13 protein-coding genes are annotated in these 17,018 nt (G+C 50.3%); 4 read left to right on the top strand and 9 right to left on the bottom strand.

Going from position 1 to position 17,018, the window contains the following annotated elements; translation table 11 throughout:
• Positions 1 to 56 precede the first annotated feature (56 nt).
• From fabD to yceD, 5 genes are read right to left on the bottom strand one after another with little or no spacing between them, the layout of a single operon-like run.
• A complete protein-coding gene (fabD, locus tag BZJ21_RS08540; RefSeq protein ID WP_077669558.1) occupies positions 57 to 983 on the bottom strand; it encodes an ACP S-malonyltransferase in 927 nt (308 codons plus the stop codon).
• Between the two features lie 17 nt (positions 984 to 1,000).
• Positions 1,001 to 1,960, bottom strand: a complete 960-nt coding sequence (locus BZJ21_RS08535) for a beta-ketoacyl-ACP synthase III (protein ID WP_077669557.1) — start codon at positions 1,958 to 1,960, stop codon at positions 1,001 to 1,003.
• 8 nt (positions 1,961 to 1,968) lie between these two features.
• Entirely contained in the window at positions 1,969 to 2,991 is a 1,023-nt protein-coding gene (gene plsX / locus BZJ21_RS08530) for a phosphate acyltransferase PlsX (RefSeq protein ID WP_077669556.1), read from the bottom strand.
• A gap of 9 nt (positions 2,992 to 3,000) precedes the next feature.
• Positions 3,001 to 3,171: a 50S ribosomal protein L32 gene (gene rpmF, locus BZJ21_RS08525; protein ID WP_021023155.1), complete on the bottom strand. Its 171-nt coding sequence runs from the start codon at positions 3,169 to 3,171 to the stop codon at positions 3,001 to 3,003.
• A gap of 5 nt (positions 3,172 to 3,176) precedes the next feature.
• A complete protein-coding gene (gene yceD, locus BZJ21_RS08520; protein ID WP_021023156.1) occupies positions 3,177 to 3,707 on the bottom strand; it encodes a 23S rRNA accumulation protein YceD in 531 nt (176 codons plus the stop codon).
• Between the two features lie 204 nt (positions 3,708 to 3,911).
• On the opposite strand from yceD, the gene BZJ21_RS08515 reads away from it, so the two are divergent.
• Positions 3,912 to 4,505: a Maf family protein gene (locus BZJ21_RS08515; protein WP_077461213.1), complete on the top strand. Its 594-nt coding sequence runs from the start codon at positions 3,912 to 3,914 to the stop codon at positions 4,503 to 4,505.
• 114 nt (positions 4,506 to 4,619) lie between these two features.
• Here BZJ21_RS08515 and BZJ21_RS08510 read toward each other — a convergent pair whose 3' ends face one another.
• From BZJ21_RS08510 to rluC, 4 genes are all read right to left on the bottom strand, one after another.
• Positions 4,620 to 5,006, bottom strand: coding sequence for a type II toxin-antitoxin system death-on-curing family toxin (locus BZJ21_RS08510; RefSeq protein WP_077461212.1), 387 nt, complete (start codon positions 5,004 to 5,006; stop codon positions 4,620 to 4,622).
• Positions 5,006 to 5,176: a hypothetical protein gene (locus BZJ21_RS08505; RefSeq protein ID WP_021023158.1), complete on the bottom strand. Its 171-nt coding sequence runs from the start codon at positions 5,174 to 5,176 to the stop codon at positions 5,006 to 5,008. Before BZJ21_RS08505 ends, BZJ21_RS08510 begins: the two co-directional genes overlap by 1 nt.
• A 69-nt stretch (positions 5,177 to 5,245) precedes the next feature.
• Entirely contained in the window at positions 5,246 to 5,989 is a 744-nt protein-coding gene (locus BZJ21_RS08500; protein ID WP_236719538.1) for an HAD-IA family hydrolase, read from the bottom strand.
• Between the two features lie 84 nt (positions 5,990 to 6,073).
• Positions 6,074 to 7,024, bottom strand: a complete 951-nt coding sequence (gene rluC / locus BZJ21_RS08495; RefSeq protein WP_021023160.1) for a 23S rRNA pseudouridine(955/2504/2580) synthase RluC — start codon at positions 7,022 to 7,024, stop codon at positions 6,074 to 6,076.
• A 719-nt stretch (positions 7,025 to 7,743) separates the two neighbouring features.
• On the opposite strand from rluC, the gene rne reads away from it, so the two are divergent.
• The 3 genes from rne (at position 7,744) to BZJ21_RS08480 (ending at position 16,981) form a co-directional block, all read left to right on the top strand.
• Complete coding sequence (rne, locus tag BZJ21_RS08490) at positions 7,744 to 10,776, top strand: ribonuclease E (protein WP_077669555.1); 3,033 nt, start codon at positions 7,744 to 7,746, stop codon at positions 10,774 to 10,776.
• Between the two features lie 290 nt (positions 10,777 to 11,066).
• Entirely contained in the window at positions 11,067 to 14,474 is a 3,408-nt protein-coding gene (locus BZJ21_RS08485) for a hybrid sensor histidine kinase/response regulator (protein ID WP_077669570.1), read from the top strand.
• A gap of 818 nt (positions 14,475 to 15,292) precedes the next feature.
• Positions 15,293 to 16,981 (top strand): ABC transporter substrate-binding protein, encoded by a 1,689-nt coding sequence (locus BZJ21_RS08480; RefSeq protein WP_077669554.1) that lies wholly within the window; start codon positions 15,293 to 15,295, stop codon positions 16,979 to 16,981.
• Positions 16,982 to 17,018 lie beyond the last annotated feature (37 nt).

Here is a 17,018-nt window from a genome sequence, read left to right as displayed (position 1 = left end):
TTGATTCTGCCGACATCGGCCGGCAGTCACAGAATACTATTACCGCACAGTCACACTTAGGCTGTTGCTGCCGCCAAGCTGGCGCTATCGTTAACAGCCGCACTGCTCAATGATTTGTTGATGCGTTTGGTCAATCCCGTTAGGACTTTACCTGGCCCAAACTCGAGAAGCTGCTCAACGTCTTCAGTCGCCATACGCTCAACGGTTTCCGTCCAGCGGACTGGACTATGCAACTGGCGCACCAGTGCTTCTTTAATGGCGGCTGGGTCCGTTGGTGTCGCTACGTCGGCATTATTGATCACAGGAATGACAGGCACATTAAACGTGACAGATTCAAGTGCTTGCGCTAACTTTTCAGCAGCAGGTTTCATCAATGCACAGTGTGACGGCACGGATACCGGCAATGGTAGCGCCCGCTTAGCGCCCGCTTCTTTGCACAGTGTATTGGCGCGTTCAACCGCGTCTTTATTCCCAGCAATCACGACTTGACCGGGCGAGTTGAAGTTAACCGGCGAAACAACCTGATCTTGAGCGGCTTGTTCGCACGCCGTTGCGATAGCGTCATTGTCGAGACCAATAATCGCTGACATCGCACCGACGCCTGCAGGGACCGCTTCTTGCATCAGTTGGCCACGTAACTCGACAAGCTTGATGGCTTCTTTAAAGTCCAATACCCCTGCACAGACCAAAGCTGAGTACTCACCCAAGCTATGACCCGCGAGTACCGAAGGCGTTGCACCACCTTGCGATTGCCAGACCCGCCAAATCGACACTGACGCCGCCAACAAAGCAGGCTGAGTGCGGTGGGTTTCATTCAAATCTGCCTCAGGACCTTGTTGAACCAACGCCCACAGATCATAACCAAGCACCTCAGAGGCCTCTGCAAACGTCTGCTGAACCACACCATATTGTTCAGCTAACTCACCGAGCATACCCACGGCTTGCGAGCCTTGGCCCGGAAAAACGATCACTGTTTGAGTCATATTCGTTTCCTATTAGTTTAGAACCTGACCAGTGCAGAACCCCATGCAAAACCGCCACCAAATGCTTCGAGCAATACCGTTTGACCACGTTGAATGCGTCCATCACGCACCGCTTCATCAAACGCAGTCGGTACAGAAGCCGCTGATGTGTTGCCATGACGGTCTAGGGTCAACACCACTTGATCCATCGACATCGCGAGTTTTTTCGCGGTCGCTTTAATAATTCGGTAGTTCGCCTGATGAGGAACTAACCAATCAATGTCTGATTTTTCGATTTGGTTCGCCTGAAGGGTTTCCGTGACAATATTCGCCAGCTGCGTTACCGCCACTTTGAACACTTCATTGCCGGCCATATAGAGCCAGGCTTCATCCGATACATGGGATTGGCCCCGCTCGGGATACCTCAGTTTCAAAAGCTCACCAAATTTTCCATCCGCTTTTAAATGGGTGGACAAAATACCATCTTGCTCATCGGCCGAAAGCACGACGGCTCCCGCACCATCGCCAAACAAAATAACGGTAGACCGATCCGCGGGATCGCAGGTGTGCGAGAGGCGATCGGCACCAATCACGAGGGCATGTTTTGCCAGCCCATTTTTAACGTATTGATCGGCCACACTCAACGCATACACAAAACCAGAGCATGCAGCGGCAATATCAAACGCGGGACAACCTTGTATCCCCAACATCGCTTGCACATCACAGGCAGCGGCTGGAAACGCACGTTCACCACTGGTCGTGGCAACAATAATGAGATCGATATCATGTTTGTCGATGGCGGCCATTTCAATCGCCTGTACGCCGGCTTGATAAGCCATTGAGGCAACGGTGTCTGTTGGTGCAGCAATGCGACGTTCTTTGATCCCCGTACGGGTCACAATCCACTCGTCACTGGTGTCTACCATCTGTTCAAGGTCAGCATTGGTGCGAACCTGTTCAGGCAAATAGCTGCCTGTGCCCAAAATCTTACTATACATGAAGACTACTAATGCCTCTCGAGAAGAACTGCCTCTAAACGGTCACTTATCTTAGTTGGGATTTGCCGTTCGACCTCGTGCACCGCTTCAAAAATAGCGTTTTCGTAAGCGGCGATATCTGCGCGTCCGTGGCTTTTTACAACGATGCTGCGCAATCCTAGCAAACTTGCGCCGTTGTACTGGTCGGGTTTCAGCTGTTGGAGTTGATTTAAAAGCTCAGAAAATAGCCATTTCGCGATCCAGCGCTTGATAGGATGAGGATTAAGGTGCGCTTTCACCTTATCAGTGATCAAACGGGCGACGCCTTCGCTGGTTTTTAATGCGACATTGCCAACAAAACCATCACAGACAATCACATCCGTTTCACCGGTGTAAATCTGGTCGCCTTCGACATAACCCGTGTAATGCACCGATGGGCTATGCAAAAGCAAGTCAGCACAACGACGCACCCAGTCATTCCCTTTGATCGCCTCTTCACCGATATTTAATAAGCCTACCCTTGGCGTACGGCCAAGCTCTGCTTCGGCTAACACCGCCCCCATCACCGCAAACTGGAAGAGCGTATCCGCGTCACAGGCCACATTCGCCCCTAAATCAAGTAACCATTTACGTTGATAATTGGCACCGGGCAGCGCAGTGACTAGCGCCGGTCGGTCGATACCGGGTAATAATTTCAGAAGGTATTTGGACAACGCCATCAAAGCACCGGTATTGCCGGCACTGACACACGCATCCGCCTCACCACTGGCGACGCTTTCAAGCGCGACACGCATGGAGGTATCGGCGCTACGTCGCAATGCGGTAGACGGGCGCATATCATTAGGGATTACGTCCGGGGCATGGACGATGGATAGTCGGGGGTGATGCTGGGCATTAAGTTGACGAAGCGACGCTTGGATGCGAGATTCATCGCCCACTAGCATCACTTTTAGGTCCGCAAAACGCGACAATGCCTGCACGGAGGCAGGCACTGTGACTTGGGGACCAAAATCCCCGCCCATCGCATCGAGTGCAATGGTTAGCCTAGTCAAGGGTCAACCTTACTTGTTGATAACCTTGCGGCCACGGTAGAAACCGTCTGCAGTCACATTGTGACGCAGGTGAGTTTCACCGCTGGTTTTGTCTACAGATACAGCTTGAGTACCCAGTGCATCGTGTGAACGACGCATACCACGCTTAGAACGGGTTTTACGGTTCTTTTGTACGGCCATTGACCCTACTCCTCGTTACTTTGCTTTAAGTTTTTTAGTGCGGCAAACGGATTTGGACGCTCATCAGCAAGTGGGATTTCCCCGAACACCATGTTGTCCGTACTGACTTTGCAGTCTGTATCTTCGTGCATGGCGACTTGTGGCAAGGCCACAATCAACTCGTCTTCGACCAATTGAATCAGATCAATCTCACCGTTTTCGTCGACTAATGCCGGCTCATAAGCATCCGGTAAATTGCCCACCTGGTCTTCATTGAAAACCGGGCTATAAACGAATTCAGTTTCATAGCGATACGAGAACGGCCCCCAACAACGTTGGCACTCAAGACTCACTGAAACGGCTGCTCGACCCGTTACAATTTTCAAGCCTTGGGCATCAATGTCGAATGAAAGCATGACCTCTGCATCACTATCGATGCTTTGGGTTGCCTCACCGAGGCGCAACAATCGCGACTTGTCTACAATACCATCGTAGTCGAGTTGCTTTTGGGCGCAACGGAACGGATCAACCGTCAGCGGTAGCTTTACCTTCTGCATAGGGCGCGAATATTAGCCTCCAAATGCGCTGGAGTCAAAGAAAATGTTACCTACGCGTCGCTGTTTAGGCTCGATAGCCACTCGGCCGGTTTGCCGACATCGCGCAAGTTATCTTTTCAGGTTAGACTGAGTGCGAACAATTAACAAAAATCAATCACGCGCGAGTCGTTTAGACACACTGGCGCGCTTAAAAAAGGAACGGTCATGCATACCACACAACCGCCAAAAATTGTGCTGGCATCAAGCTCCCCCTACCGCCAGGCCCTCTTAAAAAAGTTCGCCCTCCCCTTTTCGACTTTTTCACCTGCCATTGACGAAAGTCGACTCGAGAACGAACGCGCCACTGACTTAGTGGAACGGCTCGCACTCGAAAAAGCGATGGCCGGGATGCCGCTGTTCGATAACGCCATCATTATAGGCTCTGACCAAGTGTGTGTGATTGACGAGGAAGTCTTAGGCAAGCCGCATGAGCGAGACGTCGCCATTGAGCAGTTAAAGCGCGCCAGCGGCAAGAAAGTGACCTTTTACACGGGGCTGGCGGTGATTAATAGTGAAACCGGTGAGCATCAATCGGACGTTGAACCTTTTCATGTCGATTTCCGTGAGCTCACCGAGCAGGAGATTGTCCGCTACATCGATATCGAGCAACCGCTAGATTGCGCGGGGAGCTTTAAATGCGAAGGCTTAGGGATTGCCCTCTTTAACGCCATGCATGGCCGCGATCCCAATACATTAGTGGGGCTGCCACTGATTCGGCTACGCGAGATGTTAGAGAAAGAAAGGATTAGGGTTATCTAAGTTGCAGCAATGGCGTGTATCGAGCAGATCTCGATACAACTTGCTTTCTAAAAAGGCAGAAAGATTTACCACAAGATCGCATGTATGACGAAAAACCAAGCTAGTCAAGCTAGTTTATACGCCAGCATACTGTGCGTATAAAATGTCTGCAAAATCAAGCTCATTAATTTCGCCTATGACAAGATCTCGCACAGCGTCAGCGAGAAGTGAATTGTCATGCGTTAGTTCAAAGTCATTGAGCGATAGATACTCCAGTGCAACCGCTAAACCAGTACGCTTATTGGCATCGGGAAGCGCGTGAGCTACAGCGATACAGGCTGTGTATTTTGCTGCTATCTCGAACACATCATCAAGCCCATCGTAAATAATAGCGTTATCAATGCGACTCAATGCTCCTTGCAGTTTTCCTAAATCAATAGCACCTTTCATCCCAGGGCCTGAATCCAGAATTAGCGCATTTATCTCAATGACACGTTCAAAGGGAAAGCTAATAATATCCATTACATATCAGCGAGCTTTTTAAAGGTATTAGAGTGTGTTCGTAAAGCCAGCTTGGTTTCTGACTTGACAATCTGACGTCCTAAAACACCCGATAAATCAAGACTTTTCTTGGCTTTAATTTTTGGCCTCTGTATTGCACCAACACCATAGGCCTCTACTTTTCTATTCATGCCTTTTACTTCCTATACAATCTATTACTCAATAATCGCCGATAACATGGGGGACCGCAAGAAGCCGATTTAAGATTTAGCGGTTGTAACCGGCGCGTGATCTATCAATGCGGTGAGGCTGACCAATACAGCGACGGGACCAAAGGTCGTTAGGCTAGCGTGATCTTCAACGCCCCAGGTAACAGCCAACCGTGCCATATCCGCATTCACGGCTAATTGCATGTCATGGCCCGTATCACCGATCATAATCGCTTTCTCGCGCGCGATACCCGTTTGCGCCAACACTTCGTCTAGCATTTGTGGGTCAGGTTTAGATGCCGTTTCATCCGCGCAACGCGTCGCAACAAATAAATCCTGCGTGCCTGTCTCTGCCATAGCTCGATCTAAGCCTGCTCGTGATTTTCCGGTCGCAACCGCTAATTGAAAGCCTTGTGCTTTTAATGCCACTAATGTGTCTTTGACGCCAGAAAAAAGCTGGCACGGTGTCGGATTGTCGTGGACAAATTGCTGACGATAATGCGCAATCCAGCTCGGATACCAAGCCGGATCAGCGTCGGGATAGAGCAATTGATAGCCCTTTTCCAAACTTAAACCGATCATGGCTTGCAAGCGTTCAGGCGGTAACACCGGCAACTGGCCGGTTAAACGTGCTGCCCTATCAAGGCTAGACACAATCCGTCCAATGGAATCCATCACCGTACCGTCCCAATCAAAAATCAGTAACGAATAAGAGGCAATGGCAGGATGCGGCTTTCTTATTGCCATATTTGACGCCGCATCACAATCAACAGTGGTCGGTGGTTCAATGTGCATTTTTACCTCGTGTTCTCAACACTTACTGTTGCAAGACGCAGCGACAAAATACTGCGTATTGACGATCTGGAAATACGGAAAAAATTATGCGTTTTTCGCCCGTAGCCCTTCAAGGGCACGCTCAAGCTTGGGCTCCATCGGCGCGCTGAGCGTCATGGTGTCTTCATTCCCCGGATGCACAAAACGGATATTGGCAGCATGAAGGAACAAGCGATCCAGCCCGACTGACCGGGTGTATGCATCAAAACGCGGATCACCATAGCGATCATCCCATGCTAAAGGATGCCCGACATACTGCGCGTGTACCCGTATTTGATGCGTTCGTCCCGTCACAGGGCTAGCCTGCACCAAAGTGGCTTCAGCAAAGCTTTCAATCACTTTAAAACGCGTTTCAGACGGTTTCCCCTTAGGGTTGACACGCACAATGCTATTCACCTCATTTTTTAATAGCGGTGCAGTCACTTTGCGCTGTTTGGCTGGCCATTTGCCCATGACTAACGCGTAATACTCTTTTTGCACCGTCTTTTCTCGAAACTGCGCCTGTAAATGTCGCAGTGCCGAGCGTTTTTTCGCAATCAATAAAATCCCTGAGGTGTCACGGTCGATCCGATGAACCAGCTCTAAAAAACGCGCCTTAGGTCGCAATGCACGCATGGCCTCAATGGCACCGAATTGCAATCCACTGCCTCCGTGCACTGCGGTCCCCGATGGCTTATTAAGCACTAACAGATGATCGTCTTCGTGCAAAATACAATGTTCAAGCGCCGCTACTTTGTCTAACTTGGTGCTGGGTGCGGCTTTTTCATCTTTGTCGGGAAGACGAATAGGTGGCACGCGCACCACATCTCCCGGTTGGAGTTTATATTCCGGTTTTATCCGTTTTTTGTTAACTCGCACTTCGCCTTTACGAAGCACGCGATAAATCATACTTTTCGGGACATTTTTCAGCTGATTTCGCAAAAAATTGTCAATACGTTGGCCGGCGATATCATCATCGATGTCGATAAATCGCACTTGAGATTTTTGTTCTGTCATAACTTATTATTCTACCTCTAAGTGTGCTGACATGCACCTGTTGAGCGTGCTAAAGCCGTTAAATCACGTGATGACTATGCCGCAAAATCGCGGCAAAATCCGTTGAGTTCCGCTCTCTTCCTGCCGGGCAATCGTGCAAAAAAACGCCATATTCACTGGGTTTTTCTATCAAGGCAACATAAGCCAATAAAGCCGATTGCTGGACTCTGGTCTCCCTGCTATAGTTGCGGCGTTAGTCAGAAAAGCAAACGCTTAGCTGACACACGGTTTATCGCCTGCGATAGAGATATCGCGCTTGGCAAACACGTGGCGCTCGGGGTATAAAAACGCGAGTGGTGCGGTTGCGAATCGAGCAGTCGGTAACCGTCATGCGGTTAATCCCGCAATAGCACCATAATTCCGAATGCTTTTAAGGCGTTACGCGGCAATTGGCGTAAGACGTAAACCCAAAGCACCCGTTAGTGTGTTGACACGAGGCAGTGAGTCAGTGTCAGAGCTCTCCGCCATCGGTAAAAAACGGCGGACGCCAACTGTGTAATCCGGTGAGCCATAAAAACCGTTGCAGCTGGCCGATTAAAACTTGCCCGAGCGCACCCCTGATTTTCTCCAGCCGGGAGGCTGCATCATATCAGACTTGGGGTCAGGCAGCATTGGCGACTGCTCTCGTCATCAACCGCTAATAACAACGATAAATAAATGAGAAAAATCAGATGAAAAGAATGTTGATTAACGCAACTCAGAAAGAAGAGTTGCGCGTCGCATTGGTTGACGGTCAACGGTTATACGATCTCGATATCGAAAGCCCTGGCCATGAATCGAAAAAAGCTAACATTTACAAAGGACGCATCACCCGTATTGAACCCAGCTTGGAAGCGGCATTTGTTGATTACGGCGCAGACAGACACGGTTTCCTCCCGCTCAAAGAAATCGCTCGCGAATACTTCCCTTCCGGTTACAGCTATCAAGGCCGTCCCAACATCAAAAATGTGGTGAAAGAAGGCCAGGAAGTTATTGTCCAAGTAGACAAAGAGGAACGCGGTAATAAAGGTGCGGCACTGACCACCTTTGTTTCTTTAGCCGGTAGTTATCTGGTTCTGATGCCAAATAACCCGCGTGCAGGCGGTATCTCTCGCCGTATCGAAGGCGAAGAACGCAGCCAGCTGAAAGAAGCCATGTCCGGCCTCGAGCTGCCACAAGGCATGGGGCTGATTGTCCGCACGGCTGGGGTCGGCAAATCGGCCGAAGAGCTCGAGTGGGATTTAAAAGTGCTTCTTAACCATTGGCAAGCGGTGAAAGAAGCGGCAGCGGCAAACCCTGCACCTTTCCTTATCCATCAAGAAAGTAACGTGATTGCGCGCGCTATCCGTGACTACTTGCGTCGCGACATTGGCGAGATTTTGATCGACAGCGAAAAAGTCTTCACACGGGCGCAAGAACACATCAAGCTGGTTCGTCCTGACTTTGTCAGCCGCATTAAGTTTTATGATGGCGAAGTTCCACTCTTTAGCCATTATCAAATCGAGAGCCAGATCGAATCGGCCTTCCAACGCGAAGTACGCTTGCCATCCGGCGGCTCGATTGTTATCGATCCGACCGAGGCACTGACGTCTATCGATATTAACTCTGCCCGAGCCACCAAAGGCAGCGACATCGAAGAGACAGCTCGCCAAACCAACGTCGAAGCGGCAGAAGAAATTGCTCGCCAATTGCGTTTGCGTGACTTGGGCGGCCTGGTGGTGATCGACTTTATCGACATGACCCCAGTACGTCATCAACGCGAAGTCGAAAACATGCTCCGCGATTCGGTACGAATGGATCGTGCTCGCGTACAAATCGGCCGCATCTCGCGCTTTGGCTTGTTAGAAATGTCGCGTCAGCGCTTAAGCCCTTCATTGGCGGAAGCCAGTCATCATATTTGCCCACGCTGTAAGGGCACAGGCGTCATTCGTGATAACGAGTCACTGTCTCTTTCCATCCTTCGCTTGATGGAAGAAGAGGCAATGAAGGAAAACACCGCACAAGTACTCGGTATTGTTCCTGTCCCTGTGGCCTCTTATCTGCTCAACGAAAAACGCCGCTCCGTCCAGCACATTGAGAAGTACCACAATGTCAAAGTGGTGGTGGTACCAAACGCCGAAATGCAGACCCCGCACTTTGATGTGGTTCGTGTCCGCGGTGGTGAAGAGATGGCTGACCTGTCTTATCAATTGCCCGGTCAAATCGACGCGTTAAAAGAAGCAGAAGCACGCGAAGAGCCACAACAAGCACGTCCAGCGAAAAAACGTGAAGAGCCTGTTCTGCAAGGCTTTGCCGCACCCGCGACACCAGCGCCAAGTGCGCCAGCTCAAACGGCGTCGACCGAGGCATCCGTTAAAGCGACAACACCGGGATTATTGGCAAAAGTCGGTCAGTTTATTGCTAAGCTATTTAGCGCGCCTGCCAGTGATGAGGCGACGAACCAAACCACACAAAAGCCTGAAGCATCAAGCCAGGAACAAGGTCAGAAATCATCACGCGACCAACAAAATCGTCGCAATCAGTCTCGCGGTAGTCAATCGCGTGGCAACTCATCGCGAAGCAACCCATCGGCTAGCAACCATAAGCCCGATGCGCAAGACGAGCAAAGCGATAACAGCAGTAACGATCGCGGTCGTAACAATAAGCAACGTCGTCAGAATAAATCCCAAGAAGAACGTCGCGACACCAATCGTAAAGGCAAGAAGCCTCGCAACGATAACCGTAGCGACAAAGCGAAGAAAACCGCAGAGCAAGCACCAGCGGTCGAACCACAAGACGACAGTAAAGCGGCGAAACCGCAAGCTGAAAAAGCGGATAATAAAGGTCAGAAGCCAAACGATCAGAAGGCGGAAAAAACCGAACAGGTTAAACAGCGCCGTCAACGTCGTAAGCTAAACCGTAGCGTGCGGATTAATAAAGACATCGCAGAGACACACGCGCCGGTCGAGACTGCCGCCGAGCCAGGCAAAGACTTGCATCAAGTCGGTGCCGAAGTCGCCCAACAAGCGAAACAGCAACCGGAAAACGGCAAAAAAGAAGGCCAGCAGGACAAGCGTCGTAACCGTCGCTCACCTCGCCATCTTCGCGCCAGTGGCCAGCGTCGTCGTCGCCGTCCAATAGTGAAAAGCCCAATGCCGCTCACCACGGGCATGGCCTCACCGGAAATGGCAATGGGTAAAGTGTGGTCAGCAGAGCAACCGGTCAAGGTGAAGCAAGATCGCCGTCGCCAAGATAAACGCCAAACCCATCAACAGAGTGTGAGTGGTATTGTAAGTGGTGTGGCGCGTCCTGAAATGGCGATGGGTAAAGTCATTATCATGCAAAGCAAACCGGCTGACGCGGCCCCGGTCTCCATCCACCCTGCATCTTCTGTAGTCACACCCGCGGCTGAGCAGAAGCCTGTTGTGCAGCCCGTGCAGACGCCTGAGGTGGAAGCCACACCGCAAGTGGCTGTTTCACCCGCACCGGCCACGACACCGGAGCATGATCCGAACGTCGATTTAGTGACTGAGAAAGTGATTGAGCGCGAGGTGGCAATCAATGCACCGACCGCCACTATCCAATATCGCCGCGCAACATCACCGATGATGAAAGCGCCGGCACCGAATGAGACAGTCGATCACAGCCCTGTGGCTATCGCCGCGTTTAACGCGCCAAACGCAGACGCCAAAGCAGCAGGTAGCGCCTGCGCTCGTGCATCAGCGTATGCGCCTGCGACCAAGCCCCAGCACTAATCGCTAGGCTTAACGGCATTCTTCAAAGGCCTCGGCATATGCTGAGGCCTTTTTTTAGGTTTATTCCGCCGACGCAATACCTGTCACCCTACCCTCACTTGCAGCGATACATAGAAAAGTGCGTCAATCAACACGCTTCTATCGATACTTCCTTGTCAAAGCGAAAAAACGCAGTAACGTCGTAACAGGATGCGTTCCTCAAGCCTGATTATTCACGTTTACATTGACTCAGACAGGACGAGTGAACCCACAACCTTTATTAAAGTGCTGTAGGGAAAATGCTGTTTATTATGAAGAAGTTTCTCGCTGTCTACCCATTTAAACGCCTTCATCATACCCTGATGCTGGCATTCTTGTTACTAAGCCTTCTTCCACTCACTTTGGTGGCATTGTTTTTTTTAAATGCTTATAGCCAGGATCTGCAAAAGCAAAGTACCGCGCACCTTTTATCGGTTCGAGACAGCAAGCAGCAGCAAATCAATGATTACTTGAATGCCCAAGAAGCCGAAGTGCTAGGCTTTGTGGCCTCTGAGCTAGCCTATGCCAGTGGCGGCCATTTTTATGGTTTGATCGATGCATTTCGCCGCTTACGCCCTGACATTGAACAAGCCCGTCAATACGCCCAACGCCGTTATCTTCCCGAGTCAGGGAACAAAATAAAAACGCCCGTCGCCAAAGACGATCCCAACTATTCAGCCACTGAGCGTTATCGGCTGCTCCATCAACGCTATCATCGCGCTTATCAGGCGTTACTGACACGCGCGGATTTTGATGATGCTTTACTCGTCGATAAACAAGGCAACGTCACTTACTCGGTGAAAAAACACGCCAACTACGGCACCAATTTAATCACAGGGCCATTCCGAGATACCTCATTGGGGCACACCTTCTCAGCCTTGACACAGCACAGCCAAAAGATACAAGGCAAACTTGACCCGACGCCACATGTCGTTATTTCAGATTTCTCACCCGAGCAAGATGGGATACCCGTAGCTTGGCTAGGTGCACCGATTATTCAACAAGGATACCTTCACAGTTATGCCCTGTTTCGGCTACCCAACCAGGCTCTTGCCACATTAATGGCGCCGAGAGAGTCCAATGGTATTCAAACCTTATTGGTGGGAAAAGACGGCCAAGTACGTGCGCAATCAGCAACCTCTAAAGCGATCACCAACAGCACGCCAGTGATGGACAAGGCGCTAGCGGGGAACACAGGTGTCACCCGTTACCAAAGCCCCTCGGGCAACACATTACTCGCCGCTTATACCCCCATTGATAGCCATGGTTTAAAGTGGGGACTCGTCGCCGAGGTACCCACGCAAGTTGCGTTCGCACGAATCCACCAATTAGAGCAGCTATTTATTGTCGCCATGCTGCTCGCGACCCTCGCCGTGGTCGTTGCATCGCATTATGTGTCTAACTTTATTACTCGACCACTCCTTCAGCTTACGTGGGCCGCCGAAAAAGTCAGTGCCGGTGATCTCGACACCCAAATCCATCACACACGCCGGCCTGATGAAGTGGGTCGGCTAGCAGTGAGTTTTGCGCGCATGCGTCATGCTATTCGCGAGAAAATCCAGTTAATTCAAAAGCAAAATCAAACCTTAGAAGCCAACCTCACCATCATCAAGGCTCAGAACCAAGAGCTGCAGTTGGCCAACACGCTAAAAGATGAGTTCCTCGCCACCACGTCACATGAACTACGCACGCCGCTACACGGTATGATAGGTATTGCAGAAGCAATGATTGATGGTGCGAACGGCCCAATTAGTCGCGATCACCAATACCAATTGTCGATCATCGTTAACAGTGGTCAACGGCTAGCAAAACTGGTTGATGATCTTCTCGATTATCACAAAATGCGTTATGGACAACTGGGTCTCGAACAATGCCCTGTCGACGTTAACGCAATGACACAATTGGTCCTTTCACTCGCCAAGCACCTTAAAAAAGATAAACCCTTGGAGATCATCAACCAGCTGAGCGATTCGCCAGTATGGGTATACGCCGATCCGCAACGGCTCGAGCAAGTTATGTACAATCTGCTTGGCAATGCGATCAAGTTCACCGATGCAGGCAAAATAGTGATCAGTGCCGATACCATTGATGACCGTATTCGCGTTCAAGTGGTTGATACCGGAAAAGGGATCCCCGCCGAACAACTCAGCCGAGTCTTTGAGCCGCTTGCCCAAGCAGTAAGCGGCCACTATCACTATCAACACGGTGCGGGTCTAGGACTATCGATTAGCCGACAACTGATTGAACTGATGGGCGGTCAACTCTATGTCAGTAGTCAACCACAGGTCGGAACCACGTTCAGTTTCACGCTTGCCAAAGCACATGAAATGCCCGCACTGACGGATGAGACTGATCAGCATATCTCGATGTCCGAGCATATCCACCCCTTAGACGCGGATCAACGCTTCCCCGAGCCAGCTGAAGCCAGCGTCCCCGCTCCAGCCGAAGACGCGCTGCATATTATGGTTGTCGATGATGAGCCGACCAATCAACAAATCCTAACCAGCTTTCTTCACATGGAAGGCTACCGTGTTTCAACCGCCAGCGATGGCCGCACTGCGATAGATAACGTAATCGCCACACCGCCAGATCTGGTACTTTTGGATGTACTGATGCCGGGAATGAGTGGCTTTGACGTCTGCGAGCAACTCAGGACACACTTCGATCATGCCGCACTTCCCATCATTATGCTCACTGCACTCAACCAGCCGGATGACAGGGTCTATGGCTTTAGCGTGGGTGCGAATGATTACCTCAGTAAACCCTTTGATAAACGAGAGCTGGCCGCACGGATTGCCACCCACCTGACCGCAAGTCAAGCTGAGCAGCGACGCCAAGAAAATCAACGCCTTGAACAGGCACTAGAGCAAAGCGCACAACAACAAGCCAGCCTGCTCGAAACACAATCTTGGCTGATCTCACAGCTGTCTCTTGCGCCCGAAGCCATGCTCGGCATGAGTCGTGATGGCCAAGTTAGGTTCGTCAACGAAGCGGCAGCACGCTTGTTTAAGCGCGATAAAGAAGACGTAAAACGCATGCACGGCCACGCACTCGTTACCGCCCCCGACCACGCCCAACATAGCGAACGCTATCAAGGGCCACTTACCGCTTTTATTGACGGAACGCCTGAGCACCTTGATGGCATGTTGTTACGTTTTCCTGCAGAATCTGATATCGACAGCCTCTACGTGATCAACAACGATGCCCCCGTTTCTCAAACCCGTATACAAAGCCTTGAAAGTGCGATTGAAGCCCTCTCTGGGTATGCATTAGGCGGCGACATTCGCCAACTGGACGCATTAAAAGCCATGGGCGGTGAGTTTGAGGCGCTGGCAGAAAAAGCTGAACATCAACAAGAAAGTAAAATCAACACCCGTAGGCAGCTCATTGTCGAAGCCATGATTGCAGGGTTAGATTACTGGGAAGAAGCCACCGGCAAAACCAAGTTCGACTTTGCCGAACAAAGCGGCTTATGGCGCGTATACCTTGATCGTAGCAGCTTACAAACGCGCACTTTAGACAAGTACCTCTTGCTAGAAACCCTTCCCAAAACGCCAAGGTGGCGCACTGTGCTGAATTCCATTCGCTTTATCCTCGATCATTGCGACAAACGCAGCACCACCCGCACTCAGCTAGAATCTTACTACCAACAACTGCGCCAACTACTGTTAGACGATTAACAACACACCCAGCACCGCAATAAAGTGCCTCCTCTTCCGGGGACAGACACTTTTCTCCTCTTCCGGGGACAGACACTTTTCTCCTGGCACTTTTCTCCTAGCTCCTTACGAGAGCTCCGTACGAGGACAGGCACATTTCCCTTTAGGAGGACAGACACGTTAAGTCCATGCCGTTTTTATTTTCTTCTTGCAGGTATCTTCTTACGGGGACAGGCACCTTAGTCATAAGGTGCCAGTCATAAGGTGCCTGTCCCCACAATCAATAAAGTGCCTGTCCTCACTATCACCCTCCTATTAAATTAATAATCGACACAAAACAACATTATGGATCTGCCTATTCAGCATGGCTAAAAGCCATCTAAACCAAGATTAAAAGTGAAAGTGCGCGCTTTATCACAACAAAAATAAAGATAAATTTTTCGACGAGAAATAAGAGAGGGAATGTGTGTGACATGGGTCGATATATCAATCGATAACACTGTAAATAATTGATAATAAATAATTTAAAGTTTAGTTTGTTGAGGATGAGCTTCACGGTTTTGAGACTAACTGCATGGAAAATCGTCTTCTCAAGCCCTTCATTTTAACGAAAATAACGGCGATTAAAGGTGTTTTTACGGTTTTAACGATTTCGACCGTTGCAGCAAAGGGACAACTGGGGCTTATTGAAGGGAGTTGCTGGCCGACCTCTTGCAATAACACCATGACGACAACCACAGCGGAACGTTAGCAACCGGTAACATTGAGCTCACAGGCGGTCCATTAAAGAGCTCACCACTATCCATCACGTGAACTGAAAGCAACAGTAAGGAATGGCTATGTTTTCGAGTAACAGTAGAATTGCCAGCAAGACCCTACTTGCCTCTGCAATAATTGGTGCGTTAAGCATGAGTGCTGGCGCAAGTGCTGCTGAGCGCAGTGAGCTCACCATTCATCCCAAAGAGTTCAATACCTTCGTCCGTAACTTTAACCCCTATTTAGGAGCGACCTATCTTCACACGACGACCGACTTTGTCTATGAACCTTTGGTCGTCTTTAATGAACTACAAGGCAACGAGCCCGTTTATCGTATTGCGACGGGTTTCGACATGGCAGACGATTTAAAAAGTGTCACCTTTACCCTGCGTAAAGGGGTGAAGTGGTCAGACGGTGAAGCCTACACAGCCGATGATGTGGTGTATTCATTTGATTTGGTCAAAGCGAACCCAGAACTCGACCAATCGGGGATTAACCAGTGGATCGACGATGTGAAGAAAGTTGATGATTACACCATCCGCTTTGAGCTCACTGAAGCTAATTCGAACGTCCCTTATGAGATTGTCAAAGTCCCCGTGGTGCCTGAGCATGTGTGGAAAAACATCGACAACCCCGCCTCATATACCAACGAGAATCCTGTCGGGTCAGGCCCCTTCACCACTGTCGATACCTTTACCTCGCAACTCTATATTCAGTGCCGCAACCCGCATTATTGGGATAATGATAATCTCGACGTCGATTGCCTGCGTGTGCCACAGATTGCCAATAACGATCAGTTTTTGAGTAAGGTGATCAATAGCGAAATGGACTGGACGTCCTCGTTTATTCCCGACATTGATCGCACCTATGCCGCGGCCAATCCAAACCATCACTATTGGTATCCGGCTGCCGGCACTCAGGCCTTTATGGTCAACTTTAATGACCCCGATCCTGCCAAGCGCGAAGCGCTGACCAATGTCGATTTTCGCCGTGCTTTCTCGATGGCGATTGATCGTCAAACCATCATTGATATCGCTTTTTATGGCGGTGGCACGGTGAATGACTTTGCATCCGGCCTTGGCTATGCCTTTGAAGCCTGGTCAGACGACGCAGTGCATGAGAAATATCGTCAATACAATACTTACGATCTGGACGGCGCCAAAGCCCTGCTCGCTAAAGCCGGCTTTACAGATCAAGACGGTGATGGCTTTGTTGAAACACCATCGGGCAAATCGTTTGAGCTAGAAATTCAGTCGCCCAATGGCTGGACTGACTTTAATAATACCGTACAGCTTGCGGTTGAGCAGCTTGCCGATGCCGGTATCAAAACAAAAGCACGTACCCCGGATTTCTCGGTGTATAACCAAGCCATGCTCGAAGCCGATTACGATGTGGCCTACACCAACTATTTCCACGGTGCCGACCCTTACACTTACTGGAATAGCGCGTATAACTCCAACCTACAGGAAGGGGATGGCATGCCGCGGTTCGCGATGCATTACTACCAAAATGCCGAGCTCGACAAGTTGTTAGACAGCTTCTACAAAACCGCGGATAAAGATGAGCAGCTGGAAATTGCTCACCAAATTCAAGCGATTATCGCCAAGGATCAAGTCACCATTCCGGTGCTTTCTGGCGCGCAAATGTATCAATACAACACAACCCGCTTTACCGGTTGGTGGAACGAAGACAATCCGAAAGGTCGCCCCTCTATCTGGGCCGGCATTCCCGAACGTCTTCTTCATGTGCTGGACCTTAAACCCGTTCAGTAACCACTATCGGGCGCCTTGCGCGCCCGCTTTTCCACGG

This window comes from Salinivibrio costicola subsp. alcaliphilus (assembly GCF_001996185.1).
GTDB classification, from domain to species: Bacteria; Pseudomonadota; Gammaproteobacteria; order Enterobacterales; family Vibrionaceae; genus Salinivibrio; species Salinivibrio costicola.
Note: the sequence above shows the minus strand (reverse complement) of the source record. Positions and strands in the feature narration are given on the sequence as shown.

Coding starts and splice junctions, on each gene's coding strand:
- fabD (WP_077669558.1), bottom strand. CDS start 983: ATGACTCAAACAGTGATCGTTTTTCCGGGCCAAGGCTCGCAAGCCGTG.
- BZJ21_RS08535 (WP_077669557.1), bottom strand. CDS start 1,960: ATGTATAGTAAGATTTTGGGCACAGGCAGCTATTTGCCTGAACAGGTT.
- rpmF (WP_021023155.1), bottom strand. CDS start 3,171: ATGGCCGTACAAAAGAACCGTAAAACCCGTTCTAAGCGTGGTATGCGT.
- yceD (WP_021023156.1), bottom strand. CDS start 3,707: ATGCAGAAGGTAAAGCTACCGCTGACGGTTGATCCGTTCCGTTGCGCC.
- BZJ21_RS08515 (WP_077461213.1), top strand. CDS start 3,912: ATGCATACCACACAACCGCCAAAAATTGTGCTGGCATCAAGCTCCCCC.
- BZJ21_RS08510 (WP_077461212.1), bottom strand. CDS start 5,006: ATGGATATTATTAGCTTTCCCTTTGAACGTGTCATTGAGATAAATGCG.
- BZJ21_RS08505 (WP_021023158.1), bottom strand. CDS start 5,176: ATGAATAGAAAAGTAGAGGCCTATGGTGTTGGTGCAATACAGAGGCCA.
- BZJ21_RS08500 (WP_236719538.1), bottom strand. CDS start 5,989: ATGCACATTGAACCACCGACCACTGTTGATTGTGATGCGGCGTCAAAT.
- rluC (WP_021023160.1), bottom strand. CDS start 7,024: ATGACAGAACAAAAATCTCAAGTGCGATTTATCGACATCGATGATGAT.
- rne (WP_077669555.1), top strand. CDS start 7,744: ATGTTGATTAACGCAACTCAGAAAGAAGAGTTGCGCGTCGCATTGGTT.
- BZJ21_RS08485 (WP_077669570.1), top strand. CDS start 11,067: ATGAAGAAGTTTCTCGCTGTCTACCCATTTAAACGCCTTCATCATACC.
- BZJ21_RS08480 (WP_077669554.1), top strand. CDS start 15,293: ATGTTTTCGAGTAACAGTAGAATTGCCAGCAAGACCCTACTTGCCTCT.